General features: G+C 70.7%; 21 protein-coding genes. 16 read left to right on the top strand and 5 right to left on the bottom strand.

Going from position 1 to position 25,815, the window contains the following annotated elements:
• Positions 1-260: 260 nt before the first annotated feature.
• From CCN42_RS00215 to CCN42_RS00190, 6 genes are all read left to right on the top strand, one after another.
• Positions 261-1,058 carry a PspA/IM30 family protein gene (locus CCN42_RS00215; RefSeq protein WP_086732498.1) on the top strand — a complete coding sequence of 266 codons (798 nt, stop codon included), beginning with the start codon at positions 261-263 and terminating at the stop codon, positions 1,056-1,058.
• Between the two features lie 23 nt (positions 1,059-1,081).
• Positions 1,082-1,363, top strand: a complete 282-nt coding sequence (gene pspAA / locus CCN42_RS00210) for a PspA-associated protein PspAA (protein ID WP_086732497.1) — start codon at positions 1,082-1,084, stop codon at positions 1,361-1,363.
• A 114-nt stretch (positions 1,364-1,477) separates the two neighbouring features.
• A complete protein-coding gene (locus CCN42_RS00205) occupies positions 1,478-2,695 on the top strand; it encodes a sensor histidine kinase (protein WP_086732496.1) in 1,218 nt (405 codons plus the stop codon).
• 74 nt (positions 2,696-2,769) lie between these two features.
• Positions 2,770-3,456 carry a response regulator gene (locus tag CCN42_RS00200; RefSeq protein ID WP_086732495.1) on the top strand — a complete coding sequence of 229 codons (687 nt, stop codon included), beginning with the start codon at positions 2,770-2,772 and terminating at the stop codon, positions 3,454-3,456.
• A gap of 154 nt (positions 3,457-3,610) precedes the next feature.
• Positions 3,611-6,706 carry an efflux RND transporter permease subunit gene (locus CCN42_RS00195; protein ID WP_086732494.1) on the top strand — a complete coding sequence of 1,032 codons (3,096 nt, stop codon included), beginning with the start codon at positions 3,611-3,613 and terminating at the stop codon, positions 6,704-6,706.
• Between the two features lie 383 nt (positions 6,707-7,089).
• Positions 7,090-9,327: a protein kinase domain-containing protein gene (locus CCN42_RS00190; RefSeq protein WP_086732493.1), complete on the top strand. Its 2,238-nt coding sequence runs from the start codon at positions 7,090-7,092 to the stop codon at positions 9,325-9,327.
• A 45-nt stretch (positions 9,328-9,372) separates the two neighbouring features.
• On the opposite strand, the gene nadA is transcribed toward CCN42_RS00190, so the two are convergent.
• Complete coding sequence (gene nadA / locus CCN42_RS00185; RefSeq protein ID WP_086732510.1) at positions 9,373-10,557, bottom strand: quinolinate synthase NadA; 1,185 nt, start codon at positions 10,555-10,557, stop codon at positions 9,373-9,375.
• A 436-nt stretch (positions 10,558-10,993) separates the two neighbouring features.
• Between nadA and CCN42_RS00175 the strand changes: the two genes are divergently transcribed.
• A complete protein-coding gene (locus tag CCN42_RS00175) occupies positions 10,994-11,350 on the top strand; it encodes a HesB/IscA family protein (protein WP_006135694.1) in 357 nt (118 codons plus the stop codon).
• A gap of 118 nt (positions 11,351-11,468) precedes the next feature.
• Here CCN42_RS00175 and CCN42_RS00170 read toward each other — a convergent pair whose 3' ends face one another.
• Together CCN42_RS00170 and CCN42_RS00165 are read right to left on the bottom strand one after the other, a co-directional pair.
• A complete protein-coding gene (locus CCN42_RS00170) occupies positions 11,469-13,163 on the bottom strand; it encodes a hypothetical protein (RefSeq protein ID WP_086732491.1) in 1,695 nt (564 codons plus the stop codon).
• 113 nt (positions 13,164-13,276) lie between these two features.
• A complete protein-coding gene (locus tag CCN42_RS00165; protein WP_086170161.1) occupies positions 13,277-13,489 on the bottom strand; it encodes a hypothetical protein in 213 nt (70 codons plus the stop codon).
• 131 nt (positions 13,490-13,620) lie between these two features.
• Between CCN42_RS00165 and CCN42_RS00160 the strand changes: the two genes are divergently transcribed.
• Positions 13,621-14,595 (top strand): carbohydrate kinase family protein, encoded by a 975-nt coding sequence (locus CCN42_RS00160; RefSeq protein WP_086732490.1) that lies wholly within the window; start codon positions 13,621-13,623, stop codon positions 14,593-14,595.
• Between the two features lie 121 nt (positions 14,596-14,716).
• On the opposite strand, the gene CCN42_RS00155 is transcribed toward CCN42_RS00160, so the two are convergent.
• Positions 14,717-16,093, bottom strand: coding sequence for a cysteine desulfurase/sulfurtransferase TusA family protein (locus CCN42_RS00155; protein ID WP_086732489.1), 1,377 nt, complete (start codon positions 16,091-16,093; stop codon positions 14,717-14,719).
• 287 nt (positions 16,094-16,380) lie between these two features.
• On the opposite strand from CCN42_RS00155, the gene ctaC reads away from it, so the two are divergent.
• The 4 genes from ctaC to CCN42_RS00135 all read left to right on the top strand — a co-directional run bounded on the left by ctaC (position 16,381) and on the right by CCN42_RS00135 (position 20,853).
• Positions 16,381-17,340: an aa3-type cytochrome oxidase subunit II gene (gene ctaC / locus CCN42_RS00150; RefSeq protein WP_086170158.1), complete on the top strand. Its 960-nt coding sequence runs from the start codon at positions 16,381-16,383 to the stop codon at positions 17,338-17,340.
• Complete coding sequence (ctaD, locus tag CCN42_RS00145) at positions 17,337-19,064, top strand: aa3-type cytochrome oxidase subunit I (RefSeq protein WP_086170157.1); 1,728 nt, start codon at positions 17,337-17,339, stop codon at positions 19,062-19,064. The genes ctaC and ctaD overlap by 4 nt, the downstream gene beginning before the upstream one ends.
• Positions 19,061-19,459 (top strand): cytochrome c oxidase subunit 4, encoded by a 399-nt coding sequence (locus CCN42_RS00140; RefSeq protein WP_086732488.1) that lies wholly within the window; start codon positions 19,061-19,063, stop codon positions 19,457-19,459. The genes ctaD and CCN42_RS00140 overlap by 4 nt, the downstream gene beginning before the upstream one ends.
• Before the next feature lie 131 nt (positions 19,460-19,590).
• A complete protein-coding gene (locus tag CCN42_RS00135) occupies positions 19,591-20,853 on the top strand; it encodes a L,D-transpeptidase (RefSeq protein ID WP_086732487.1) in 1,263 nt (420 codons plus the stop codon).
• 103 nt (positions 20,854-20,956) lie between these two features.
• On the opposite strand, the gene CCN42_RS00130 is transcribed toward CCN42_RS00135, so the two are convergent.
• On the bottom strand, positions 20,957-21,358 hold the full coding sequence (locus CCN42_RS00130) for a response regulator (protein WP_086169046.1): 402 nt from the start codon (positions 21,356-21,358) through the stop codon (positions 20,957-20,959).
• 147 nt (positions 21,359-21,505) lie between these two features.
• Here CCN42_RS00130 and ctaE point away from each other — a divergent pair, with 147 nt between their 5' ends.
• The 4 genes from ctaE to qcrB all read left to right on the top strand — a co-directional run bounded on the left by ctaE (position 21,506) and on the right by qcrB (position 25,708).
• Entirely contained in the window at positions 21,506-22,126 is a 621-nt protein-coding gene (gene ctaE / locus CCN42_RS00125) for an aa3-type cytochrome oxidase subunit III (protein ID WP_043500159.1), read from the top strand.
• 80 nt (positions 22,127-22,206) lie between these two features.
• Positions 22,207-23,019, top strand: a complete 813-nt coding sequence (gene qcrC / locus CCN42_RS00120; protein WP_086732486.1) for a cytochrome bc1 complex diheme cytochrome c subunit — start codon at positions 22,207-22,209, stop codon at positions 23,017-23,019.
• Positions 23,016-24,074 carry a cytochrome bc1 complex Rieske iron-sulfur subunit gene (qcrA, locus tag CCN42_RS00115; RefSeq protein WP_086732485.1) on the top strand — a complete coding sequence of 353 codons (1,059 nt, stop codon included), beginning with the start codon at positions 23,016-23,018 and terminating at the stop codon, positions 24,072-24,074. Before qcrC ends, qcrA begins: the two co-directional genes overlap by 4 nt.
• Positions 24,071-25,708 (top strand): cytochrome bc1 complex cytochrome b subunit, encoded by a 1,638-nt coding sequence (qcrB, locus tag CCN42_RS00110; RefSeq protein ID WP_086732484.1) that lies wholly within the window; start codon positions 24,071-24,073, stop codon positions 25,706-25,708. Before qcrA ends, qcrB begins: the two co-directional genes overlap by 4 nt.
• Positions 25,709-25,815: the final 107 nt, after the last annotated feature.

The following is a 25,815-nucleotide window of genomic DNA, read 5'->3' as shown; positions in this document are numbered from 1 at the left end:
CCCCGCGGGGAACGATCCGGCAACACCAGTCGTCTGTAAGGGGACAGACGGGACGATGCGTACGCCCCGGACCCTGGCGGGCACCCGGGCACCCCCGGGGATCACCTACTCCCTACGCCGGAGGGGGTGCGGTCCTCAGTCGTCCTTGGGGAGGAGCGCATCCGTCCCCGAACAGTGCGTCAATGGAAGCAGGGCCCGTACTGTGGGTTCTGTCGCAGAGCTGGAGCCTTAAGTCCGTCAGAAGGGGGCGCGCGAAGCCCATGAGCGGTGTCATGAAGCGTATGGGGATGATCTTCCGCGCGAAGGCGAACAAGGCCCTTGACCGGGCCGAGGACCCGCGCGAGACCCTCGACTACTCGTACCAGAAGCAGCTGGAACTGCTCCAGAAGGTGCGCCGCGGTGTCGCGGACGTCGCCACCTCCCGCAAGCGCCTGGAACTCCAGCTCAACCAGCTGCAGCAGCAGTCCACCAAGCTGGAGGACCAGGGCCGCAAGGCGCTCGCGCTCGGCCGCGAGGACCTCGCCCGCGAGGCGCTGTCCCGCCGCGCCGCCCTCCAGCAGCAGGTCACCGACCTGGAGACTCAGCACGCGACGCTCCAGGGCGAGGAGGAGAAGCTCACCCTGGCGGCCCAGCGGCTCCAGGCCAAGGTCGACGCCTTCCGCACCAAGAAGGAGACGATCAAGGCGACCTACACCGCGGCCCAGGCGCAGACCCGGATCGGCGAGGCCTTCACCGGCATTTCCGAGGAGATGGGCGACGTCGGCCTGGCCATCCAGCGCGCCGAGGACAAGACCGCCCAGCTCCAGGCCCGGGCCGGCGCCATCGACGAGCTGCTTGCCTCCGGTGCCCTCGACGACCCCACCGGCATGGCCAAGGACGACATCCAGGCCGAGCTGGACCGGCTCTCCGGTGGTACGGATGTAGAGCTGGAGCTGCAGCGCATGAAGGCCGAGCTGGCCGGAGGCAGCTCCGCGGGCCAGCAGGCCATCGAGGGCGGCAACGGACAGCAGCAGCCCCAGCAGCAGCCGCAGGACACCCCGCGGTTCGACAAGCAGTAGGGGCCCACGCCGAGGAGGGCGACATGATCGTACGGATCATGGGGGAGGGGCAGGTGCGGCTGGCCGACAGCCACCTCGCCGAGCTGAACAAGCTGGACGACGAACTGCTCGCCGAGATGGAGCAGGGCGACGGCCCCGGCTTCCGCCGCGTCCTCAACGCCCTCCTGAGCCGGGTCCGCGAACTGGGCACCCCGCTCCCCGACGCCTCCCTCGAACCCTCCCAGCTCATCCTGCCGTCCCCCGACGCGACCCTGGACGAGGTCCGCGACCTCCTCTCCGAGGGCGGCGGCCTCATCCCCGGCTGACGACCACGCCCGCCGCCCCCGGGGACCGTCCCTCCCCGGGCGGGGGTCCGTCCCCGGGACCCGTCCCGGCCGACCCGGGCCGGGGAGCCGCCGCCCCGGATACCGTGGGGCAGCGTGAGCACCCTGCAGCGCGCCCGGCACCGACTCAAGGCCCACCCGATGGCGCTGGACGCCGCGCTGGCCGGAGGTGTGCTGCTCTGCATGGTGGCGGGGTCCTTCGCGGACCCGCACGGCAGCGACGGCGTCACCTGGAGCCTGCGCACCCCGGACGGGCTCAGCCTGGTGCTGATGGCCCTCGGGGCCGCCGCCCTGGCGTTCCGCCGCCGCGCCCCCCACACGGTCCTCGCCTTCACCGGCGCGCTCTCCCTCGTCGAGTCCGCCACCGGCGACCCGCGCGCCCCCGTCGCGATGTCCGCGGTGATCGCCCTCTACACCGTCGCCTCCACCACCGACCGCCCCACCACCTGGCGCGCCGGTCTGCTCACCATGACCGTGCTGACCGGCGCCGCCATGCTCTGCGGCCCCCTGCCCTGGTACGCCCAGGAGAATCTGGCGATCCTCGCCTGGACCGGCATCGGCGCCACCGCGGGCGACGCCGTCCGCAGCCGCCGCGCCTTCGTCCAGGCCATCCGGGAACGCGCCGAACGCGCCGAACGCACCCGCGAGGAGGAGGCCCGCCGCCGGGTCGCCGAGGAACGCCTGCGGATCGCCCGCGATCTGCACGACGTCGTCGCCCACCACATCGCCCTGGTCAACGTGCAGGCCGGGGTCGCCGCCCACGTCATGGACAAGCGCCCCGACCAGGCCAAGGAAGCCCTCGCCCACGTCCGCGAGGCCAGCCGCTGCGCCCTCAACGAGCTGCGCGCCACCGTCGGCCTGCTCCGCCAGTCCGGAGACCCGGAGGCCCCCACGGAGCCCGCCCCCGGCCTGGACCGCCTCGACGAACTCGTCGGCACCTTCCGCAACGCCGGCCTCCGGGTCGAGGTCGCCCGCACCGACCACGGCACCACCCTGCCCGCCGCCGTCGACCTCGCCGCGTACCGGGTCATCCAGGAAGCCCTCACCAACGTCCAGAAGCATGCCGGGACGGAGGCGAAGGCCGAGGTCAGCGTGGTGCGGGTGGGCCCGCACATCGAGATCACCGTCCTCGACGACGGCTCCGGCGACACCCCGCCCGCCGACAGCGGCGGACACGGCCTGCTCGGCATGCGGGAACGCGTCACCGCGCTGCGCGGCACCCTCACCACCGGCCCCCGCTACGGCGGCGGCTTCCGCGTCCATGCGATCCTGCCGGTCGAGAGCCGTGCGGGTGCCGAAGGGCAGCCCGGATGACCATCGCCGCGGGGGAGCCCGGACGACGACTGCCGAGGGGGAGCGCGTATGACGACCGCCGAGGGGAAGCCCGTATGACCATCCGCGTCCTGCTCGCCGACGACCAGGCCCTGCTGCGCAGCGCCTTCCGGGTGCTGGTCGACTCCGAGCCGGACATGGAGGTGGTCGGCGAGGCCTCCGACGGCGCGGAGGCGGTGCGGCTGGCGAAGGAACGGCAGGCCGACGTGGTCCTCATGGACATCCGGATGCCCGGCACCGACGGTCTCGCCGCGACCCGCCTGATCACCGCCGACCCGGCGCTCGCCCATGTCCGGATCGTCATCCTGACCACCTTCGAGGTCGACGACTACGTGGTGCGGTCGCTGCGGGCCGGCGCCTCCGGCTTCCTCGGCAAGGGCAGCGAGCCGGAGGAGCTGCTGAACGCGATCCGGGTCGCCGCGGGCGGCGAGGCGCTGCTCTCCCCGACCGCCACCAAGGGCCTGATCGCCCGCTTCCTCGCCCAGGGCGGTGACGGCCCCGACGGCGAGCGCGACCCGGACCGCGCCGACCGGCTGGACGCGCTGACCGTCCGCGAGCGCGAGGTGCTGGTCCTCGTCGCCGGCGGCCACTCCAACGACGAGATCGCCGAGCGCCTCCAGGTGAGTCCGCTGACCGTGAAGACCCACGTCAACCGGGCCATGGCCAAGCTGGGCGCCCGGGACCGGGCCCAGCTGGTGGTGATCGCCTACGAGTCGGGGCTGGTCCGTCCAAGGGTGGACTGACCGGGTACGGCGCTACTCCAGCCGCAGTATGCGCCGTATAAGGAAATGGACCTGGGGGCGACGGCCGGGGCGTGCGCCATGGACCAGGGTGTTGGGGTGGGCGCCGGTTTGCGCCCACTGCTTCGCTCAGGCCACGGAAGAGAGACGCTGACCCATGTCCTGGCTGTCGAGATTCAGCCTCGCACAACGGGCCCTGATAGGGCTGATGTCCATCATCGCGCTCGCCTTCGGGGCGATTGCGATACCGCAGCTCAAGCAGCAACTGCTGCCCACCATCGAACTGCCCATGGTGTCGGTGCTCGCGCCGTACCAGGGTGCGTCCCCGGACGTGGTCGAGAAGCAGGTCGTCGAACCGATCGAGGACAACCTGGAGGCGGTCGACGGCATCACCGGCGTCACCTCCACGGCGAGCGAGGGCAACGCCGTCATCGTGGCGTCCTTCGACTACGGCAACGACACCGACCAGCTCGTCGCCAACGTCCAGCAGGCCGTCAACCGGGCCCGCGTCCAGCTCCCGGAGGACGTGGACCCGCAGGTCGTGGCCGGTTCCACCGACGACATCCCGACCGTCGTCCTGGCCGTCACCTCCGACAGCGACCAGCAGGCCCTCGCCGACCGGCTCGACCGGACCGTCGTCCCGGACCTCAAGGACATCGAGGGCGTCGGCCAGGTCACCGTGGACGGCGTACGCGACCTCCAGGTCACCGTGACGCCGGACGACCGCAGGCTGGCCCGTGCCGGACTGACCGTCCAGTCCCTCGCCGAGGCGCTCCAGGCGGGCGGCGCGACCGTCCCGGCCGGCTCCTTCGACGAGGGCGGCGCCAACCGCACCGTGCAGGTCGGCGGCGGCCTCACCTCCCTGAAGCAGATCGAGGACCTGATGGTCACCGGCGAGGGCGCGCGGCGCCCCGTCCGCCTCGGTGCCGTCGCCGAGGTGAAGCAGGAGGCGGCCCGCGCCGACTCCCTCACCCGCACCAACGGCGAGCCCAGCCTCGCCGTCGCGGTCACCATGGACCGTGACGGCAGCGCGGTCGCCATCTCCGACGCCGTCCGCGACAAGCTGCCCGAGATGCGCGCCGACCTGGGAGCCGGCGCCACCATCACGGTCGTCAGCGACCAGGGCCCGGCGGTGTCCAAGTCCATCGAGGGCCTGACGACGGAGGGCGCGCTCGGCCTCCTCTTCGCCGTCCTGGTGATCCTCGTCTTCCTCGCGTCGATCCGCTCGACCCTGGTGACGGCGGTCTCCATCCCGCTCTCCGTGGTCCTGGCGCTGATCGTCCTGTGGACCCGCGACCTGTCGCTGAACGTCCTCACCCTCGGCGCCCTGACCATCGCCATCGGCCGGGTCGTCGACGACTCGATCGTCGTCCTGGAGAACATCAAGCGGCACCTCGGCTATGGCGAGGAGCGCCGGGAGGCCATCCTCAACGCGGTCCGCGAGGTGGCCGGCGCCGTCACCTCCTCCACCCTCACCACCGTCGCCGTGTTCCTGCCGATCGGCCTGGTCGGCGGCATGGTGGGCGAGCTGTTCGGCTCGTTCTCGCTGACCGTGACGGCCGCCCTGCTGGCGTCCCTGCTGGTCTCCCTGACGGTCGTCCCGGTCCTCTCGTACTGGTTCCTGCGGCCCCCCAAGGGCACCCCGGAGGACGCCGACGAGGCCCGCCGGCTGGCGGAGGAGAAGGAGGCCAGGAGCCGCCTCCAGCGGATCTACGTCCCGATCCTGCGGTTCGCCACGCGCCGCCGCCTCACCAGCGTGGCCATCGCGGTCGTCGTCCTGATCGGCACGTTCGGCATGGCCCCCCTGCTGAAGACGAACTTCTTCGACCAGGGCGAGCAGGAGGTCCTCACCGTCAAGCAGGAGCTGAAGCCCGGCACCAGCCTCGCGGCGACCGACGCCCAGGCGAAGAAGATCGAGAAGATGCTCGACGGCATCGAGGGCGTCGAGGACTACCAGGTCACCGTCGGCTCCTCCGGCTTCATGGCGGCCTTCGGCGGCGGTACCGACACCAACCAGGCGTCGTACTCGGTGATGCTGGCGGACTCGGCGTCCTACGAGGACGTCGAGAAGGCCATCGACGAGGGCCTGAAGAAGCTCGACGGCATCGGCACCACGACCATCGCCGCCGGTGACGGTTTCGGCAGCCAGGACCTCAGCGTGGTCGTGAAGGCCGCCGACGCGCAGGTGCTGCGCGAGGCCGCCGAGCAGGTCCGCGAGGCGGTCGCCGGCCTGGACGACGTCACCGACGTCACCAGCGACCTCGCCCAGAGCGTCCCGCGGATCTCGGTCCGCGCCAACGAGAAGGCCGCAGCGGCCGGCTTCACCGACCAGACGCTCGGCGCGGCCGTCACCCAGGCGGTCCGCGGCACCACCGCCGCCCGGGCCACCCTGGACGACACCGAGCGGGACGTCGTCATCCGCTCGGCGCGCCCCGCGGACACCCTGGCCGAGCTGAAGGGGCTCCGGCTGGGCCCGGTGAAGCTGGGTGACATCGCGGACGTCCGGCTCGTCGACGGGCCCGTCTCGATGACCCGCATCGACGGCCAGCGCGCCGCCACCGTCACCGCCAAGCCGACCGGCGACAACACCGGTGCGGTCAGCGCCGACCTCCAGTCGAAGATCAACTCGCTGGACCTCCCGGAAGGCGCCACGGCCGAGATCGGCGGTGTCTCCGAGGACCAGGAGGAGGCCTTCGCCAACCTGGGCCTGGCCATGCTGGCGGCGATCGCGATCGTCTTCATGCTGCTGGTCGCCACGTTCCGCTCGCTGATCCAGCCGCTGATCCTGCTGGTGTCGATCCCCTTCGCGGCAACGGGCGCGATCGGCCTCCTCCTCGCCACGGGCACCCCCATGGGCGTCCCCGCGATGATCGGCATGCTGATGCTGATCGGCATCGTGGTCACGAACGCGATCGTCCTGATCGACCTGATCAACCAGTACCGGGCGCAGGGCTACGGCGTCGTCGAGGCGGTCGTCGAGGGTGGCCGCCACCGCCTCCGCCCCATCCTCATGACGGCCCTGGCGACCATCTTCGCCCTGCTGCCGATGGCCCTCGGCATCACCGGCGAGGGCGGCTTCATCGCCCAGCCGCTGGCCGTGGTCGTGATCGGCGGCCTGGTCACGTCCACGCTGCTGACGCTGCTCCTCGTCCCGACCCTCTACGCGATGATCGAACTCCGCAAGGAGCGGCGCGCGAAGAAGCGGGCCGCGAAGGAGCGGTCGGAGGAGGTGCCGCAGCCGGCGGGCGTGTGACACGCACGGCATGCGAACGGCCGGGTCCCGTGGGTACGGGGCCCGGCCGTCTCCCTACGCCGCCCCGTGGAGGCCTGGACCAGGCTCGTCCAGTGGAGGAGGTGCGGCCCGCCCTTCAAGGAGCGGCCGATGGTTCGGATCCCCCACAACAGTGCCTCGCCCGACGGCCCCCACACCTCTCCCTGCCGTCCGCGTCCGCCGGGCGGCCCATGATCCCCGGGACCACGACCACGAGGTCGTCGACCCGGTCGCGCCGTTGCGTCATCCCGCCCCCGTGCGTGAGGTGCCGTGAGGAGACAAGGGCGGTGACACGCACCGGAACGTGACCGTTGGTTACGTATCCTGTGGCCGCGAACTGCTCAACGGGGGAAGGGAATCGGGCGGTGACACTGCACAGGGACGATCCGCGGTCACTCGGCGGGTACAGGCTGACCGACCGGCTCGGAGCCGGGGGCATGGGGGTCGTCTACCGGGGCAGGGCCCGGTCCGGGCGCGAGGTCGCCGTCAAGGTGGTGCACGCGCAGTACGCGCAGGACCCCGTCTTCCGGGCCCGGTTCCGCCAGGAGATCGAGGCCGTCCGCAAGGTCAGCGGCGCGTTCACCGCGCCCGTCGTGGACGCCGACCCCGAGGCGGACCGGCCGTGGATGGCCACCCAGTACGTCCCCGGCCGCTCCCTCGCCGAGCGGATACGCGCCCACGGCCCGCTCCGCGACACCGAGTTGCGGCGGCTCGCGCTGGGCCTGGTCGAGGCGCTGCGGGACATCCACCGGGCCGGGGTGGTGCACCGGGATCTCAAGCCGGCCAACGTGCTGATGGCCGAGGACGGGCCGCGCGTCATCGACTTCGGCATCTCCCGCGCCACCGAGAACCTCACCCTGACCGAGACCGGTCAGATGATCGGCACCCCGCCGTTCATGTCCCCGGAACAGTTCACCGACGCCCGCTCGGTGGGCCCGGCCTCCGACGTCTTCTCGCTCGGCGCGCTGCTGGCGTACGCCATGAGGGGGCGCGGGCCGTTCGACGCCGAGAGCCCGTATCTGACGGCGTACCGGGTCATCAACGACGAGCCGGTGCTCGACGGGGTGCCGCGGCAGCTGCGGACCCTGCTGGAACGCTGTCTGACCAAGGAGCGGGAGGGCCGCCCCGGACTCGACGAGCTGGCCCGGCAGTTCGCCGCCGCGCTGCCCGAGCCGGACCCGGGCGACCCGGCGACCGTGACCCTGCGCCTCGATCCGTCGGACCTGGCGACGACGCACCCCGGCACGATCGCCGACCGGGGGACCACGCAGCCCGGGCGGCGTCCCGGCCGCGTCCGCCCGCTGCTGGCCGCCGCCGGCACGGTCGGCGCGCTCGCGCTCGGCCTCGCGGCGTATCTGCTGGGGCCCGGCGCGGACGGCGGGACGGCAACCGGAGGGTCGGCCCGGCCCGAGGTGAGCGCGCCGACCCGGTGGGCGAGCCTGCCGAAGGGCTGGCAGCCCTGGCAGACGACGGTGTTCGAGAAGGCCGCGCGCGGCCCGAAGGCCGTGGGCGAGAACGGCGCGATGACCGGGCCGGAGTGCCTGCTGCACGAGACCGCCGTCTACTGCGGGGGTGACGCCATGCTGCCGGTGCGCGTGGACGCCCTCACGGGGAGGACGGCGTGGCGGGCCGATCTGCTGCCGGACGGGGTGTCCACCGACCGGCTCTCCTCCGCCGCCGTCCTGGGGGTGGCGGACGGCGTGGTGGTCGTGCGCCTGGTCATCTCCGACGAGGAGTGGGAGAACGACGAGGTCAGCCTCATCGCCCTCGACGTGGACAACGGCGCACGGCTGTGGACGCGCTCCGTGAACGAGACGTACGCCGACAGTTCCTTCGCCGACGGTCTGGTGGTCGCTCCGGACGACAGCGGAAGCTCGCTCGTCGCCCGCGTGGCGCGCACCGGCGAGGAGCGCTGGACGAGGAAGCTGCCCGCGGGCCACTACTGCACGTTCCTGGGGAACGCCTCCGGCCTGTACACGGAGTGCAGCCCCGAGACCGAGACCTCCCACACGCTGATCCTGGAGCTCGACGCGGCCGACGGCTCGACCCGTCAGGTGAACGTCCCGCTCGAGAGCACGCTCCACGGCGTCGTCGACGGCCGGCTGGCCTTCCTCCAGTGGGCCGACGACAGCGGGGGTCCGGGCGCCACCGACGACGCGTACGAGGCGATCCTGCTGGTGGACCCGGACACCGGGGACCGCGAGCGGGTGAGGCTGGCCGAGAACTTCGCCGGGCACCCCACGCTGACGGACGGCACGCTCCTGTTCACGATGTCCAACGGCGTCGTACGGGCCGTCTCGCCGACCACGGGCAAGCAGCTGTGGGAGACCGCGACCACGCTGGAACAGCCGGGCCGCGCGGTGCTCGACCAGCGGGGCCGCACCATGTTCCTGGCGAGCCTCAGCGGCCGGGTGGCGGCCCTGGACGCCCGTAAGGGGTCCCTGCTGTGGGAGACACGGCCGCGCTCCGCGCGGGTCTCGGCCAACGGCTGGGCCCAGCCCGAGGTCGTCCCGCACGAGGGCGGCCTGATCGTCGTCACCCCGGACGGCACCCTCTTCACGGTCGACCCCGGCCACCCCGACAGGAAGCCCGCAGTGGGCTGATCGTCGGGGTGACCGGGGTCGGTCACGCTCGCACGGCCACCGTCACTACGGCAGCGCCAGCATCCGCTCCAGCGCCAGCTTGGCGAACGCCTCGGTCTCCTTGTCGACCTCGATGCGGTTGACGAGGTTTCCCTCGGCCAGGGATTCGAGGGCCCAGACCAGGTGGGGGAGGTCGATGCGGTTCATGGTGGAGCAGAAGCAGACCGTCTTGTCGAGGAAGACAATCTCCTTGCCCTCGGGGGCGAAACGGTTCGCCAGGCGGCGGACCAGGTTCAGCTCGGTGCCGATGGCCCACTTGGAGCCGGCCGGGGCCGCCTCCAGGGTCTTGATGATGTACTCGGTCGAGCCGACGTAGTCCGCCGCGGCGACGACCTCGTGCCTGCACTCCGGGTGGACGAGGACGTTCACCCCGGGGATGCGCTCCCGGACGTCGTTGACCGAGTCCAGGCTGAAGCGGCCGTGGACCGAGCAGTGGCCCCGCCACAGGATCATCTTGGCGCCGCGCAGCTCCTCGGCGGTCAGGCCGCCGTTCGGCTTGTGCGGGTTGTAGACCACGCAGTCGTCCAGGGACATGCCCATGTCGCGGACGGCGGTGTTGCGGCCGAGGTGCTGGTCGGGGAGGAAGAGGACCTTCTCGCCCTGCTCGAACGCCCAGTCCAGGGCCCGCTTGGCGTTGGACGAGGTGCAGATCGTGCCGCCGTGCTTGCCCGTGAAGGCCTTGATGTCGGCGGACGAGTTCATGTAGGAGACCGGGACGACCTGCTCGGCGATGCCGGCGTCGGTCAGCACGTCCCAGCACTCGGCGACCTGCTCGGCCGTCGCCATGTCGGCCATGGAGCAGCCGGCCGCGAGGTCGGGGAGGACGACCTTCTGGTCGTCGGAGGTCAGGATGTCGGCGGACTCCGCCATGAAGTGGACGCCGCAGAAGACGATGTACTCGGCCTCGGGACGGGCGGCGGCATCGCGGGCCAGCTTGAAGGAGTCGCCCGTGACGTCCGCGAACTGGATGACCTCGTCGCGCTGGTAGTGGTGGCCCAGCACGAAGACCTTGTCGCCCAGCTTCTCCTTGGCCGCGCGGGCGCGCTCGACCAGGTCCGGGTCGGACGGCGAGGGCAGGTCGCCGGGGCACTCCACGCCGCGCTCGCTCCTCGGGTCGGCCTCGCGGCCGAGGAGCAGCAGGGCGAGGGGCGTCGGCTGGACGTCGAGCTCCTGGGTCTGGGCGGTGGTCACCACACGCACCCTTTCTTTTCTGCGGCTCGCCGGCCCGGGGACCGGACCGGCGGATGGCGGGACAGCGCTTCGACCTTTTCGTCGAAATGACGCTATCTATCATAACCGCTTCACGTCACTTTGACGATGTCCATAGCGTCGATGTGACGTGAATCCCGATGTCCGGAACGTCACCTTGCCGGGACGCCGCTCCCGGCCCGGGGCCGCGCCGCTCCCGGCCCGCCCCGGGCCGCGTCCGCTCGCCCGCAGGACGCTGTCCGCTCGCCCGCAGGACGCTGTCCGCTCGCTCACAGGCCGCTGTCCGCCCGCCCGCGCATGTGCGAGCATGAAAAAGAAGCCAAGGAGAAATGACTCGGGCCCGTCCCGGAATGAATCCGCGGCCCCGCCGGTTGCAACCGTCGGCAAGCAGTCTCCGTACAAACCGGGAGAGATGTAGATGTCCGTATCGGACGAGACCACCACCGTCACCGACGGCATCATCCTGACCGACGCCGCCGCGTCCAAGGTCAAGGCGCTGCTCGACCAGGAAGGGCGCGACGACCTCGCGCTGCGCGTCGCCGTCCAGCCCGGCGGCTGCTCCGGCCTGCGCTACCAGCTGTTCTTCGACGAGCGTTCCCTCGACGGTGACGTGGAGAAGGACTTCGGCGGGGTCAAGGTCGTCACCGACCGGATGAGCGCCCCGTACCTGGGCGGCGCGACCATCGACTTCGTGGACACGATCGAGAAGCAGGGCTTCACGATCGACAACCCGAACGCGACGGGCTCCTGCGCCTGCGGCGACTCGTTCAGCTGAGCCTGGACCGAGCCGAGTGAGGCAGTGACGTAAGGCGGCGGCCCCCTGCCGAGGGGGCCGCCGCCTTCGCGTTGCCGCAGCCGGGCGAGCCGGGCGCGGCGGCCGGCTGTCGATACGGCTAGCGCGGCAGTCGCGCCCCCGGCTTCTCCAGCGGGACCGCCTCGCCGTCCGACCCGACCACGTTGCGGTCGCCGAGCGGCTCGTCCAGCTCCACCGTGCGGTGGTGCACCTTGGCGATCATGATGCAGACCTTGTCCGGCCAGGGCTTCTCGGTCACCGTCACCGTCACCCGGCCCGCGCTCTCGGTCGCCGTCGCCGTGTAGTCCGCGCAGACCCCGCCGGTGAAGGCGACGGTCAGCTCCGTGCCCTCGGCGGTGTAGCCCTCCACCGTCACGTTCCGCGATTCGACGGGCGCGTCCGGCCCCGTCGGCCGCGGGCTCGGGTCGCCGTCCGTCTCCCCGGACGGCGCCGGCGAGGTCAGATGGCGCGGGTCGACCGCCGGGTACGTCACGGTGAAACCTTCCGCCGCGCCCGGCGCCCGCACCTCGAACAGCCAGGACGGCACCAGCGTCTGCCGCGCGTCCACGAAGTGCGAGGCCAGCCCGAAGACCGCGTCCTCCACGACGATCGTCTCCCGCTTCCCGTTCCCGGGCACCGAGGTCTCGCACGGCGCCTGCGCCCGGTCGTCCTCCAGCGGTACGGGACTGGCGCAGCCGCCGATGCCGACGCGATGGCCGGGCTCCTGGGCCGCGTTCAGCCGGTCCAGCGTCCGGCGGGCGTCCAGCACGGGATACGTGGCCCCCTTCACCGGCGTCTTCAGCTGGCCGCTGCCGGTGACGACCTCGCCCTGCGCGCTGACCGTCAGCCCGGTCGGCCAGCCGTACGTCGGCAGTCCGCCGACCACCGGGTCGGCGGTCACCACCCGGTCCGCGCCGTTCACCCGGGAGGCGTCCACCCGCGCGGAGTCCTGGCCGAGTGCCTTCAGCACCGGTGCCGCCGCCTTGCGCGCCGCGGCCTCGCCGACCGGGTCCACGGACGGCGACGCGGGCGCCTTGGCGCAGACGGTCACGCTCTCGCAGTCGTCGGTGCCGGGGGCGTACCGGTGGAACGTCCAGGTGCCGGGCGCCTGCCGGTTCACCTGGAGACTCGGCCCCTGGCCGTCCTTGCCGGATCCGACCTTCCAGGCCTGCCCCTCGGCCACGGGCGTCCCGTCCACTCCGAGCGCCGCGGCCAGCCGGGTCACCTCCGCCTCGGTGACCTCTCCCTTCGCCCAGTACACGGGCGCCGAACCGGGGCCCTTCCGCAGTGCTCCGGACGCCTGGTAGGTGACGCCGTTCGGGTCGGGCTCGCCGGGCGCGATGCCGTTCCCGGCGCCCTCGGCGTAGCCGTCGAGGGCCAGCGGCGGGGGAGTGGCGTTCCCGCCGGGCGCGCCGGACCCGGATCCCGCGCCGGTCCCGCCGCCCGCCGAGGCGGCGAGATACGCTCCGCCGCCCCCGGCCAGCAGCACGGCGGCGGCCACGGCGGCGACGAGGGCGGGGGAGCGGCGCCGGGACCGCGAGTCCTCCCGGGCGCGCTCCGCCTCGGAAGCCTCCCGCGAGTCGGGCGCCGGGACCCCTTCCGGCGTGCCCTCGGTGTCCGCCGGCGCGGACTCCGCTTCCGGCGTGCCCTCGGTGTCCGGTGCGGACTCCGCTTCCGGTGTGCTCCCGGTTTCCGGCGCGGTTTCCCGGGAGGCGTTCGCGTCCGCTGCCGCACGTTCGGCGGCGCCGGACGCTCCCACGACCTCGTCGTCGTTCTCGGGTCGCTCGGTGTTCACCGCATCGCTCCTTCGGCCGCACAGCTGTTACGGGGGACAGCGATGGGACGCGGAGCAGGAGCGCGCGGTTCCCCTCCGGCCCGGCCGGTGGCGTGGTCGTGGGGGCGGCGGGCTCAGTCGCCGTAGTCGGACATCGCGTCCAGCAGCCGCGCGGAGCCCGGCGGCACGGTCACCCCGTGGATCCGGGAGGGGGACACGGGCCGGGCCGCGACCCGGTCCGGGGCCGTCCAGTGCGGGGCCATCCGGGCGCAGTCGCCGCGCAGTGACGCCAGGTCGCCTTCCGGGTCGGTGGGTACGGGGGCCGCTGGTGCCTCGAGGTTCGTCATAGCGGCACCGTAGGCACGGGTCGGCTCACGAAGAAAGATCTACTATCGGGTAGTTTTCCCTGCTTCTGGGCGGGGTCGCGCAACGGGTAGCGTGGATTGTCATTACCCCTCCACCCAGGAGCGTTCACGCCGTGCGCATCGCAGTCACCGGCTCCATCGCAACCGACCACCTCATGACCTTCCCCGGGCGCTTCGCCGACCAGCTCGTCGCGGACCAGCTGCACACGGTCTCCCTGTCCTTCCTGGTCGACAACCTCGACGTCCGCCGGGGCGGCGTCGCGGCGAACATCGCCTTCGGCATGGGCCAGCTCGGCACCCGGCCGATCCTGGTCGGCGCGGCCGGCTCCGACTTCGACGAGTACCGCGCCTGGCTGGACCGGCACGGCGTCGACACCGGCTCGGTGCGCATCTCCGAGACCCTGCACACCGCCCGCTTCGTCTGCACCACCGACGCCGACCACAACCAGATCGGCTCCTTCTACACCGGCGCGATGAGCGAGGCCCGCCTGATCGAGCTGAAGACCGTCGCGGACCGGGTCGGCGGCCTGGACCTGGTCCTGATCGGCGCCGACGACCCGGAGGCGATGCTCCGTCACACGGAGGAGTGCCGCTCCCGCGCCATCCCGTTCGCCGCGGACTTCTCCCAGCAGATCGCCCGGATGGACGGCGAGGAGATCCGCATCCTGCTGGACGGGGCCACCTACCTCTTCTCCAACGAGTACGAGAAGGGCCTCATCGAGTCCAAGACCGGCTGGACCGACGCCGAGATCCTGGCCAAGGTCGGTACCCGCGTCACCACCCTCGGCTCGCGCGGCGTGCGCGTCGAGCGGGTCGGCGAGGACCCGATCGAGGTCGGCTGCCCGGAGGAGGACCGCAAGGCCGACCCCACCGGCGTCGGCGACGCCTTCCGCGCCGGGTTCCTGTCGGGTCTGGCCTGGGGTGTCTCCCTGGAGCGGGCGGCGCAGGTGGGCTGCATGCTCGCGACGCTGGTCATCGAGACGGTGGGCACGCAGGAGTACCAGCTGCGGCGGGCGCACTTCATGGACCGGTTCACCAAGGCGTACGGGCACGACGCCGCGGCGGAGGTCCAGGCGCACCTGGGCTGAGCGCGCCGGGCGGCCACTCGTCGCTGCTCGGGCGGGTGCGTCGTCGACCGCGGGCGCGTGGCAGCCGGTCGCGCCCGCGGCGGCGGCCGCATGCCGGCACAGCCCCGCGTCGAGGGGCGGGTCAGCCGGTCCGGCGTACCACGTACGCCGTGCCCTTCTCCGCCGGTTCCTCGCCCAGGTACTCCTGTCCGCGCATCTCGCACCACGCCGGGATGTCCTGGCGGGCCGCCGCGTCGTCGGCGAGGACCCGGACGGTGCCGCCCACCGGCACCTCGCCGATCACCTTCGCCAGCTCGATCACCGGCAGCGGGCACAGCTTGCCGAGGGCGTCCAGGACCAGGGCGTCCTCCTGCCGTACGACCGAGGCGGACGGCGCGCCCAGCTTCTCCCGCACCCCGGCCACCACCCTGGGCAGCACCTCCAGGAACGCGTCGACCTCCTCGGAGACCGTCCCGGACGGCAGCGACACCCGGACGTTGCCCTCGCTCAGCACCCCCATGGCGCGCAGCACATGGCTGGGGGTCAGCGTGCTGCTGGTGCAGGACGATCCGGAGGAAACCGAGAAACCCTCCCGGTCCAGCTCGTGCAGCAGCGCCTCCCCGTCGACGTAGAGGCAGGAGAAGGTGACGATCCCGGGCAGCCGCCGCTCCGGCTCGCCCACCACCTCCACGTCCGGCACCAGCTCGGGCACCCGGGCCCGGATCCGGTCCGTGAGCCCGCGCAGCCGTACCGCCTCGGCGTCCGCCTCCGCCCGTACGGCCCGCAGCGAGGCCGCGGCGGCCACGATCGCCGGGATGTTCTCGAAACCGGGGGCCCGGCCCGACTCCCGCTCGTCCGACGGTCCTTGCGGCGCGAACCGCACACCCTTGCGGACGACGAGCAGTCCGACCCCGGACGGCCCGCCCCACTTGTGGGCGCTCGCGGTCAGCACCGACCAGTCGCCCGCCACCGGCCCCCAGCCCAGCGACTGGGCCGCGTCCACCAGCAGCGGCACCCCGGCCGCCCGGCACGCCTCGGCGACCTCGGCCACCGGCTGCACGGTGCCCACCTCGTGGTTGGCGGACTGCAGACACGCCAGCGCGGTGTCCTCGCGCAGCGCGGCGGCGTACGCCGACGGGTCCACGGAGCCCCGGCGGTCCACCGGGACCTGGGTGACCGTGCCGCCGGCCGCCTCGTGGGCCTCGGCCGAGTGGAGTACCGAGGAGTGTTCGACGGATGACACGATCAGGTGGCGCCCGACCCGTCGCCGGCCCGCCAACACGCCCGAGAGGCCCGAGTGCACCGCGCGGGTTCCGGAGGACGTGAACACCACCTCGTCCGCCCGGCACCCGACCGCCTCGGCGACGGCCTCCCGCGCCGCGTCCAGCAGCAGCCGGGCCTTGCGCCCTTCCCGGTACAGCCGAGCGGGATCCGCCCATCCCTCATCCAGAGAGGCCAACAGGGCCTGACGGGCGACGGGATGGAGAGGAGCCGCGGAAGCGGTGTCGAAGTAGGCCATACCGCAACGCTAGACCGCGCTGCGGGCAACGTCCGCCAGGGGGCGCGGGGATGTGTCCGCGGCGGCTCCCGCGCGGGGCGCGACCAGCCACGACGGACCCGCCGCCGCCAATCCAGCGAACCCGCGGAGTGACTAGGCACCCCTCCCCGCGAACCCTCGGAGAGGGTGGGCTAGGGTTTGGTCCGCATAAACATCCAAACCCCTGCCCGACGCAGGGCGGCGACCGACCAGCGAGAAGGCCAGGCCGCAGCCGATCCGCGCGGGCGAGACTCTCGGGAAGGCGCTACGTGAGTCCCAACGGCTCCGACCGCTCGCCGCGGCGCCCGATGCGGCGGAAGCTGCTGCAGGCACTGACCGCGGGCCTGGTCCTGGCGACCGCCACCGGTTGCACATGGGAGGACTTCCCCCGCCTTGGTATGCCCACCCCCACCACGGAAGAGGCGCCGATCGTCCTCTCCCTCTGGCAGGGCTCCTGGGCTGCCGCGCTCGCCGTCGGCGTGCTGGTGTGGGGCTTGATCCTCTGGAGTGCCATCTTCCACCGGCGCAGCCGCACCAAGGTGGAGATCCCTCCGCAGACCCGGTACAACGTGCCCATCGAGGCGCTGTACACGGTCGTACCCATCATCATCGTCTCGGTCCTCTTCTACTTCACGGCCCGCGACGAGTCCAAGCTGCTCAGTATGGACAAGAAGCCGGATGTCACGGTCAACGTGGTCGGCTTCCAGTGGAGCTGGTGCTTCAACTACATCGAGAACGTCGAGGGTTCCACGGGCGACGCCAAGACCGCCCAGGAACTGAACTCGGTCCCGGAACGCTACAAGAAGGACTTCCCGGACAACGCGGGCGGCGTCTACACCTGTGGCACCCCGGGTGAGCGGAACCCGCAGACCGGCAACCCCGGCCCCACGCTGTGGCTGCCGGAGGGCAAGACGGTCCGCTTCGTCCTCACCTCGCGGGACGTCATCCACTCCTTCTGGGTGGTGCCGTTCCTGATGAAGCAGGACGTCATCCCGGGCCACCCCAACGCCTTCCAGGTGACCCCGAACAGGCAGGGAACCTTCCTGGGCAAGTGCGCCGAGCTGTGCGGCGTCGACCACTCCCGGATGCTGTTCAACGTGAAGGTCGTCTCGCCCGAGCGTTACGAGCAGCACCTGAAGGAGCTGGCCGAGAAGGGCCAGACCGGTTACGTCCCCGCCGGTATCGAGCAGACCGAGCACGAGAAGAACCGGGAGGCGAACATCCTGTGAGTATCGTCAACGAACCCGCAGGTGCCCCCGAGGCCGGCACCTACGAGAACGAGCTGCCGGTCCGGCGCAAGCAGCCCGGCAACGTCGTGGTGAAGTGGCTGACGACCACCGACCACAAGACGATCGGCACCCTGTACCTGACGACGTCGTTCGCGTTCTTCTGCATCGGCGGCATCCTGGCGCTCTTCATGCGCGCCGAGCTGGCCCGTCCGGGTCTGCAGATGATGTCGAACGAGCAGTTCAACCAGGCGTTCACGATGCACGGCACGATCATGCTGCTGATGTTCGCGACGCCGCTGTTCGCGGGCTTCGCGAACTGGATCATGCCGCTGCAGATCGGCGCCCCCGACGTGGCGTTCCCGCGGCTGAACATGTTCGCCTACTGGCTCTACCTGTTCGGCTCGCTGATCGCGGTGGGTGGCTTCCTCACCCCGAACGGCGCCGCCAGCTTCGGCTGGTTCGCCTACACCCCGCTGTCCGACGCGGTCCGCTCGCCGGGCCTCGGCTCCGACATGTGGATCATGGGCCTGGCCTTCTCGGGCTTCGGCACCATCCTCGGCGCGGTCAACTTCATCACCACGATCATCTGCATGCGCGCACCCGGCATGACGATGTTCCGCATGCCGATCTTCACCTGGAACGTCCTGCTGACCGGTGTCCTGGTCCTGCTGGCCTTCCCGGTCCTGGCGGCCGCGCTGTTCGCCCTGGAGGCGGACCGCAAGTTCGGGGCGCACATCTTCGACGCGGCCAACGGCGGCGCCTTGCTCTGGCAGCACCTCTTCTGGTTCTTCGGACACCCAGAGGTGTACATCATCGCCCTGCCGTTCTTCGGCATCATCAGTGAGGTCATCCCGGTCTTCTCCCGCAAGCCGATGTTCGGCTACTGGGGTCTGGTCGCGGCGACCATCGCGATCGCCGGTCTGTCCGTGACCGTGTGGGCTCACCACATGTACGTCACCGGCGGTGTGCTGCTGCCGTTCTTCTCCTTCATGACGTTCCTCATCGCCGTACCGACCGGTGTGAAGTTCTTCAACTGGATCGGCACGATGTGGAAGGGCTCGCTGTCCTTCGAGACACCGATGCTCTGGGCGACCGGCTTCCTGATCACCTTCACCTTCGGTGGTCTGACCGGTGTCATCCTGGCCTCGCCGCCCATGGACTTCCACATCTCCGACTCGTACTTCGTGGTGGCCCACTTCCACTACGTGGTCTTCGGCACGGTCGTCTTCGCGATGTTCTCCGGCTTCCACTTCTGGTGGCCGAAGTTCACCGGCAAGATGCTCGACGAGCGTCTGGGCAAGATCACCTTCTGGACGCTGTTCGTCGGCTTCCACGGCACCTTCCTGGTCCAGCACTGGCTGGGCGCCGAGGGCATGCCGCGCCGGTACGCCGACTACCTGGCGGCCGACGGCTTCACCGCCCTGAACACGATCTCCACGATCAGCTCGTTCGTGCTCGGCCTGTCGATCCTGCCGTTCTTCTACAACGTGTGGAAGACGGCCAAGTACGGCAAGCCGGTCGGGGTCGACGACCCGTGGGGTTACGGCCGCTCCCTGGAGTGGGCGACCTCCTGCCCGCCGCCGCGGCACAACTTCCTCACCCTGCCGCGGATCCGCAGCGAATCCCCGGCGTTCGACCTGCACCACCCCGACATCGCCGCCCTGGAGCAGCTGGGTCACTCCGGCCAGAGCGCGCTCGCTGGTAGCAAGGAGGCCGGCAAGTGAAGATCCAGGGCAAGATGTTCATGTGGCTGAGCGTCTTCGTCCTCGCCATGGCGGTCGTCTATGGCGTGTGGTCGAAGGAGCCGGCCGGCACCACGGCCCTCTTCCTGGCCTTCGGCCTGTGCATCATGATCGGCTTCTACCTGGGCTTCACCGCCCGGCGGGTCGACGTCGGTGCGCAGGACGACCTGGACGCCGATGTCGCGGACGACGCGGGTGAGCTGGGCTTCTTCAGCCCGCACAGCTGGCAGCCGCTCGCCCTGGCGATCGGTGGCGCCTTCGCCTTCCTCGGTGTCGCGGTCGGCTGGTGGCTGCTGTACTTCGCCTTCCCGATCATCCTGATCGGCATCTTCGGCTGGGTCTTCGAGTACTACCGCGGTGAGAACCGCACCCAGTAGCACGCGCTGAACCCGCCAGGAGCCCGGACACTCCGTCAGGAGTGTCCGGGCTCCTGCCGTCGCAGCAACGTCCGTCCCCCGGCCGGGCTACCCAGCGCGCCGCGTCCGACGGGGCTCCCTAGCGTGAGCTCATGAGCCACACACCGCGTACCCGTACCGTCATCGGCTGCACTGTGCTGGTGATGACCCTCGGCCCGGCCGTCACCTCCTGCGGCGGCGACGGAAACCCGCTGTCGGCCGCGCCGTACGACGCGGCGGACCAGATCTCCTTCAACGGCCCCACGGGCGAGGGGAAGAAGGCCGACCCGGACAAGCCCCTGGAAGTCACCGCCGACGGCGACGAGGGGCGCATCACGGACGTCACGGCCGTCGACGCGGCCGGCCGCCATCTGGCGGGCGAACTCTCCGCCGACGGGGGCCGCTGGCACTCCACCTCCCCGCTCGCCGCCGACGCCCGCTACACGGTCCGGGTGAGCACCGAGGACGAGGACGGCAGGCCCGGCCGCCGGGTCCTGGTCCTCGACACCGGCAAGCCCCTCGCCCAGAAGCCGCTGGACGTCACCTTCGGCCCCAAGGCGGGCACCTACGGCGTCGGCCAGCCCATCACCGCCGAGCTGAGCCGCCCGGTCCATGGCCGCGCCGAGCGCGCCGTCGTCGAGCGCGCCCTCAAGGTGCACTCCTCACCCGCCGTGGAGGGCGGCTGGCACTGGGTGGACGACAAGGAGCTCCACTACCGCCCCAAGGAGTACTGGCCCAGCCACGCCACCATCCAGGTCCGCAGCAACCTGGAGGGCATCAGGATCAGCGACCGGCTGCGGGGCGGCAGGGCGAAGCCGCTGAAGATCTCCACCGGCGACAAGGTCGTCGCCGTCACGGACGCCTCGTCCCACTGGATGACCGTCTACAAGAACGGCGAGGAGATCAACTCCATGCCGGTCACCACCGGCAAGCCGGGCTTCGAGACCCGCAACGGCGTCAAGGTGGTGCTCGGCAAGGAGTACTTCGTACGGATGCGCAGTACCAGCATCGGCATCTCCGCCGGCTCCTCGGAGTCGTACGACCTGCCGGTGTACTACGCCACCCGGGTGACCTGGAGCGGCGAGTACGTGCACGCCGCCCCCTGGTCCGTCGGCTCCCAGGGCTACGCCAACGTCAGCCACGGCTGCACCGGCATGAGCACCGGAAACGCCGCCTGGTTCTTCGAGAACGTCCGCGAGGGCGACGTCGTCGAGGTCGTCAACTCCTACGGCAGCACCATGGAGACCTTCGGCAACGGCTTCGGCGACTGGAACCTGACCTGGAAGAAGTGGCGCGAGGGCAGCGCCCTGACCGCCGGCACGCCGGAGACCCCCAAGCCGGAGGAAACGGCACGCCTGCGGCCGGCCGCGGTGTGACGCGCCCCTCAGGGGCGCGGGGCTGTGTCGATGTCCGGCTCCGCCGCGGGCGTGAGCGACCACGACGGACCCGCGGCCGCCCGGTCGCGCACCCGCGCAGTGACTAGGCGCTCTGCAGCTTCCGCTGCCGCAGCAGAGAGGCCAGCGCGGACGCGAACTCCACCGGATCCACCGGCAGCGTCACCGCCGCCTCGGCGCGGCTCCACGTGGCGAGCCACGCGTCCTGCGGCCGCCCGATCAGCAGCAGCACCGGCGGGCACTCGAACACCTCGTCCTTGATCTGCCGGCACAGGCCCATGCCGCCCATGGGCACGGCCTCCCCGTCCAGCACGCAGACGTCGATGCCGCCCTTGTCCAGTTCCCTGACGACGGCCCCCGGGGTCGCGCACTCCACGAACTCCACCAGGGGGACGTCGGGAGCGGGCCGGCGCCCGGCCGCGAGCCGCACCTGCTCCCGGGTGTTGGAGTCGTCGCTGTAGACCAGCACCGTGGCGGTCGGCTGCATAGCTTCCTCCGTGACTTCGGCGTCGTACGGGAAGGGCCTGTCGGCCCGGATGCTACTCCCTTGCACACCACGTCAACACCGGTATGGCCGAGGGCAACACTCCGAACGGCACCCCCCGGAGTGAGGGCGGGATAAGCGACCGACATAATGTCGGTCGTGGCGACAGCAACGACAGTAGATACCGGGCACGCGCACCCGTCGGTCAACCGGCCGAACCTCGTCAGCGTCGGAACGATCATCTGGCTGAGTTCCGAGCTGATGTTCTTCGCGGCCCTCTTCGCGATGTACTTCACCCTGCGATCGGTGACAGGACCCGAGTTCTGGAGTGAGAAGGCGTCCGCCTTGAACTTCCCGTTCTCGGCGACGAACACCACGATCCTGGTGCTCTCCTCCCTCACCTGCCAGCTCGGCGTGTTCGCCGCCGAGCGCGGTGACGTGAAGAAGCTCCGGATGTGGTTCATCGTCACCTTCATCATGGGTGCGATCTTCATCGGCGGCCAGGTGTACGAGTACACCGAGCTGGTCAAGCACGAGGGCCTCTCGCTCTCGTCCGACCCCTACGGCTCGGTCTTCTACCTGACCACCGGCTTCCACGGCCTGCACGTGACGGGCGGTCTCATCGCCTTCCTGCTGGTCCTGGGCCGTACCTACGCGGCCCGGAGGTTCACTCACGAGCAGGCGACCGCCGCCATCGTCGTGTCCTACTACTGGCACTTCGTCGATGTCGTCTGGATCGGCCTCTTCGCCACGATCTACATGATCAAGTAGCCGGACCCGATCCCTCGCGCGTTCCCGTAACGCACATCCCAGAAGCATCGACGCAGAAGATCCTGACACCGGGGTAATCCGTGAAAAAGCTCTCCGCACGACGACGCCATCCGCTGGCGGCGGTCGTCGTCCTACTCCTCGCGCTGGCGGCTACCGGGGGGCTGTACGCCGCGTTCGCACCCGCGGGCAAGGCGCAGGCCGATGAAACCGCCCAGTCCCTCGCCATCGACGAGGGCAAGAAGCTCTACGCCGTCGGCTGCGCCAGCTGCCACGGCACCGGCGGTCAGGGCACCTCCGACGGTCCGAGCCTGGTCGGCGTCGGCGCGGCGGCCGTCGACTTCCAGGTCGCCACCGGCCGTATGCCGGCCGCGACCTCCCAGGGCGCGCAGGTGCCGCGGAAGAAGAACATCTACACGCAGGCCCAGATCGACCAGCTCGCGGCGTACATCGCCTCGCTGGGCGCGGGCCCGTCCGTCCCGACCGAGGAGCAGTACGGCCCGGAGGGCGCGGACATCGCCAAGGGCGGCGAGCTGTTCCGCAACAACTGCGCGCAGTGCCACAACTTCACCGGCAAGGGCGGTGCCCTCACCAAGGGCAAGTACGCGCCGACCCTCGAGGGCGTGAACCCGAAGCACATCTACGAGGCCATGCAGACCGGCCCGCAGAACATGCCCTCCTTCCCCGACACGACGCTGTCGGAGCAGAACAAGAAGGACATCATCGCGTACCTGAACGCGGTCAACAGCGACGAGACGGAGACCCCCGGCGGGATGGAGCTGGGCGGTATCGGCCCGGTTGCCGAAGGCCTCTTCGGCTGGATCTTCGGCCTCGGCACCCTCATCGCCATCGCCGTGTGGGTGGCCGCCCGGACCGCAAAGGCCAAGAAGTCATGAGTAGCCAAGACATTCCCGAAGAGAACCTGCCCGCAGCGCAGGACACCGGCCACGGCGCGCTGGGCGTCGCGGACGAGAAGCACCCGTTCGCCGACCCGGGCCTGCCCCCGCACGAGCCCCGGATCCAGGACATCGACGAGCGGGCCGCCAAGCGGTCCGAGCGCACGGTCGCCCTGCTGTTCACGGTGTCGATGCTGGCCACCATCGGCTTCATCGCCTCCTTCGTGGCGATCCCGCACGACAAGTCGATCTACGTCTTCACGCTCGGGCACATCAACGCGATGAACTTCGCGCTGGGCCTGACCCTGGGCGTGGCGCTGTTCTGCATCGGCGCGGGCGCGGTCCACTGGGGCCGCACCCTGATGTCCGACCACGAGCTGGTCCAGGAGCGCCACCCGATCGAGGCCCCGGCCGACGTCCGCGCCCAGGTCTTCGAGGACTTCCGGCAGGGCGCCAAGGAGTCCCAGCTCGGCCGGCGCAAGCTGATCCGCAACACGATGTTCGGCGCGATGGCCATGGTGCCGCTCTCCGGCGTCGTCCTGCTGCGCGACCTCGGTCCGCTGCCCGAGGACAAGCTGCGCCACACCCTGTGGCGCAAGGGCAAGCTGATCGTCAACATGAACACCAACGAGCCGCTTCGGCCGTCGGACGTCGCCGTCGGCTCGCTGACCTTCGCCAAGCCCGAGGGCCTGGAGGAGCACGACCACGGCTTCCAGAACGAGATCGCCAAGGCCGCCCTGATGCTCGTCCGGATCCAGCCGGAGGACATCAAGGACAAGCGCGAGCTCGAGTGGTCGCACGAGGGCATCGTGGCGTACTCGAAGATCTGCACCCACGTCGGTTGCCCGATCTCCCTGTACGAGCAGCAGACGCACCACGTCCTGTGCCCCTGCCACCAGTCCACCTTCGACCTCTCCGACGGTGCCCGGGTCATCTTCGGTCCCGCCGGTCACCCGCTGCCGCAGCTGCGCATCGGGGTGAACGACGAGGGCTACCTCGAAGCGCTCGGCGACTTCGAAGAGCCCGTCGGTCCTGCTTTCTGGGAGCGCGGATGAGCACCAACGACAGCACACAGTCCCGCGCGCGCGGGAAGGCACCGGCCGGCGAGCGCGTCGCCGACTGGGCCGACGGCCGGCTGGGGATCTACTCCCTGGCCAAGGCCAACATGCGGAAGATCTTCCCGGACCACTGGTCCTTCATGCTGGGCGAGGTCTGCCTCTACAGCTTCCTCATCATCATCCTCACGGGTGTGTACCTGACGCTGTTCTTCCACCCCTCGATGAACGAGGTGGAGTACCACGGCAGCTACATCCCGATGCAGGGCCAGCTGATGAGCGAGGCCTACAAGTCGACGCTGGACATCAGCTTCGACGTCCGCGGCGGTCTGCTGATCCGGCAGATCCACCACTGGGCGGCCATCGTCTTCCTCGCCGGCATGTTCGTGCACATGATGCGCGTCTTCTTCACCGGCGCGTTCCGCAAGCCGCGTGAGATCAACTGGCTGTTCGGCTTCCTGCTGTTCGTCCTCGGCATGTTCACCGGTTTCACCGGCTACTCGCTCCCGGACGACCTGCTCTCCGGCACCGGTGTCCGCTTCACGCAGGGCGCGATCCTGTCCGTGCCGATCGTCGGCACGTACATCTCGATGTTCCTGTTCGGCGGGGAGTTCCCCGGCGACGACTTCGTCGCCCGGTTCTACTCGATCCACATCCTGCTGCTGCCGGGCATCATGCTCGGCCTCGTGGTGGCCCACCTGATCCTGGTCTTCTACCACAAGCACACGCAGTTCGCGGGTCCCGGCAAGAGCAACAAGAACGTCGTCGGCATGCCGCTGCTGCCGGTCTACATGGCCAAGGCCGGAGGCTTCTTCTTCCTGGTCTTCGGTGTCATCGCGGTCCTCGCCGGCATCGCGACGGTGAACCCGATCTGGGCCCTGGGCCCGTACCGCCCGGACATGGTGTCCACCGGCGCCCAGCCCGACTGGTACATGGGCTTCGCCGAGGGTCTGGTCCGTGCCATGCCCGGCTGGGAGATCAACCTGTGGGGTCACACGCTGGTCCTCGGCGTGTTCGTCCCGCTGGTGCTCTTCGGCGTGTTCCTCGCGGCGATCGCGGTGTACCCGTTCATCGAGTCGTGGATCACCGGGGACAAGCGCGAGCACCACATCCTGGACCGCCCGCGCAACGCCCCGACGCGCACCGCGCTGGGTGTCGCCTGGATCACCGCCTACATGATCATGCTGATCGGCGGTGGCAACGACATCGTGGCCACCCACTTCCACCTCTCGATCAACGCGGTCACCTGGTTCGTCCGGATCGGCTTCTTCGTGGGCCCGGTCATCGCGTTCGTCGTCACCAAGCGGATCTGCCTCGGCCTGCAGCGCCGGGACAAGGACAAGGTGCTGCACGGTCGCGAGACCGGCACCATCAAGCGCCTGCCGCACGGTGAGTACATCGAGGTGCACGAGCCGCTCAGCCAGGCGTCGCTGCACAGCCTCACGGCGCACGAGCAGTACGCGCCGGCCGAGATCGGCCCGACGGTCGACGAGAACGGCGTCGAGCGGAAGGTCAAGGGCTCCCAGAAGCTGCGCGCCAAGCTCAGCAAGGCGTACTTCGGCGAGGACGCCCAGATCCCGAAGCCGACCGTCGAGGAGTACAAGGAGATCACGAGCGGCCACGGCCACCACTGATCGCTGCGTTCGCCACGCCACGCTGAAGGGCCCCCGTCCGGTGTTCGGACGGGGGCCCTTCGCCGTGCTCCGGGATGGATAGGCTGGGCGCACACCCATGCGTGCCA

The sequence above is a fragment of the Streptomyces glaucescens genome (assembly GCF_002154375.1).
GTDB classification, from domain to species: Bacteria; Actinomycetota; Actinomycetes; order Streptomycetales; family Streptomycetaceae; genus Streptomyces; species Streptomyces glaucescens.
Note: the sequence above shows the minus strand (reverse complement) of the source record. Positions and strands in the feature narration are given on the sequence as shown.

Excerpts from the sequence above, each read along its gene's own strand:
- CCN42_RS00200 (WP_086732495.1), top strand. The coding sequence starts at position 2,770 with ATGACCATCCGCGTCCTGCTCGCCGACGACCAGGCCCTGCTGCGCAGC.
- qcrB (WP_086732484.1), top strand. The coding sequence starts at position 24,071 with ATGAGCACCAACGACAGCACACAGTCCCGCGCGCGCGGGAAGGCACCG.
- CCN42_RS00155 (WP_086732489.1), bottom strand. The coding sequence starts at position 16,093 with ATGGCCTACTTCGACACCGCTTCCGCGGCTCCTCTCCATCCCGTCGCC.
- pspAA (WP_086732497.1), top strand. The coding sequence starts at position 1,082 with ATGATCGTACGGATCATGGGGGAGGGGCAGGTGCGGCTGGCCGACAGC.
- CCN42_RS00215 (WP_086732498.1), top strand. The coding sequence starts at position 261 with ATGAGCGGTGTCATGAAGCGTATGGGGATGATCTTCCGCGCGAAGGCG.
- CCN42_RS00165 (WP_086170161.1), bottom strand. The coding sequence starts at position 13,489 with ATGACGAACCTCGAGGCACCAGCGGCCCCCGTACCCACCGACCCGGAA.
- qcrA (WP_086732485.1), top strand. The coding sequence starts at position 23,016 with ATGAGTAGCCAAGACATTCCCGAAGAGAACCTGCCCGCAGCGCAGGAC.
- CCN42_RS00135 (WP_086732487.1), top strand. The coding sequence starts at position 19,591 with ATGAGCCACACACCGCGTACCCGTACCGTCATCGGCTGCACTGTGCTG.
- CCN42_RS00175 (WP_006135694.1), top strand. The coding sequence starts at position 10,994 with ATGTCCGTATCGGACGAGACCACCACCGTCACCGACGGCATCATCCTG.
- CCN42_RS00195 (WP_086732494.1), top strand. The coding sequence starts at position 3,611 with ATGTCCTGGCTGTCGAGATTCAGCCTCGCACAACGGGCCCTGATAGGG.
- CCN42_RS00130 (WP_086169046.1), bottom strand. The coding sequence starts at position 21,358 with ATGCAGCCGACCGCCACGGTGCTGGTCTACAGCGACGACTCCAACACC.
- ctaE (WP_043500159.1), top strand. The coding sequence starts at position 21,506 with ATGTCGGTCGTGGCGACAGCAACGACAGTAGATACCGGGCACGCGCAC.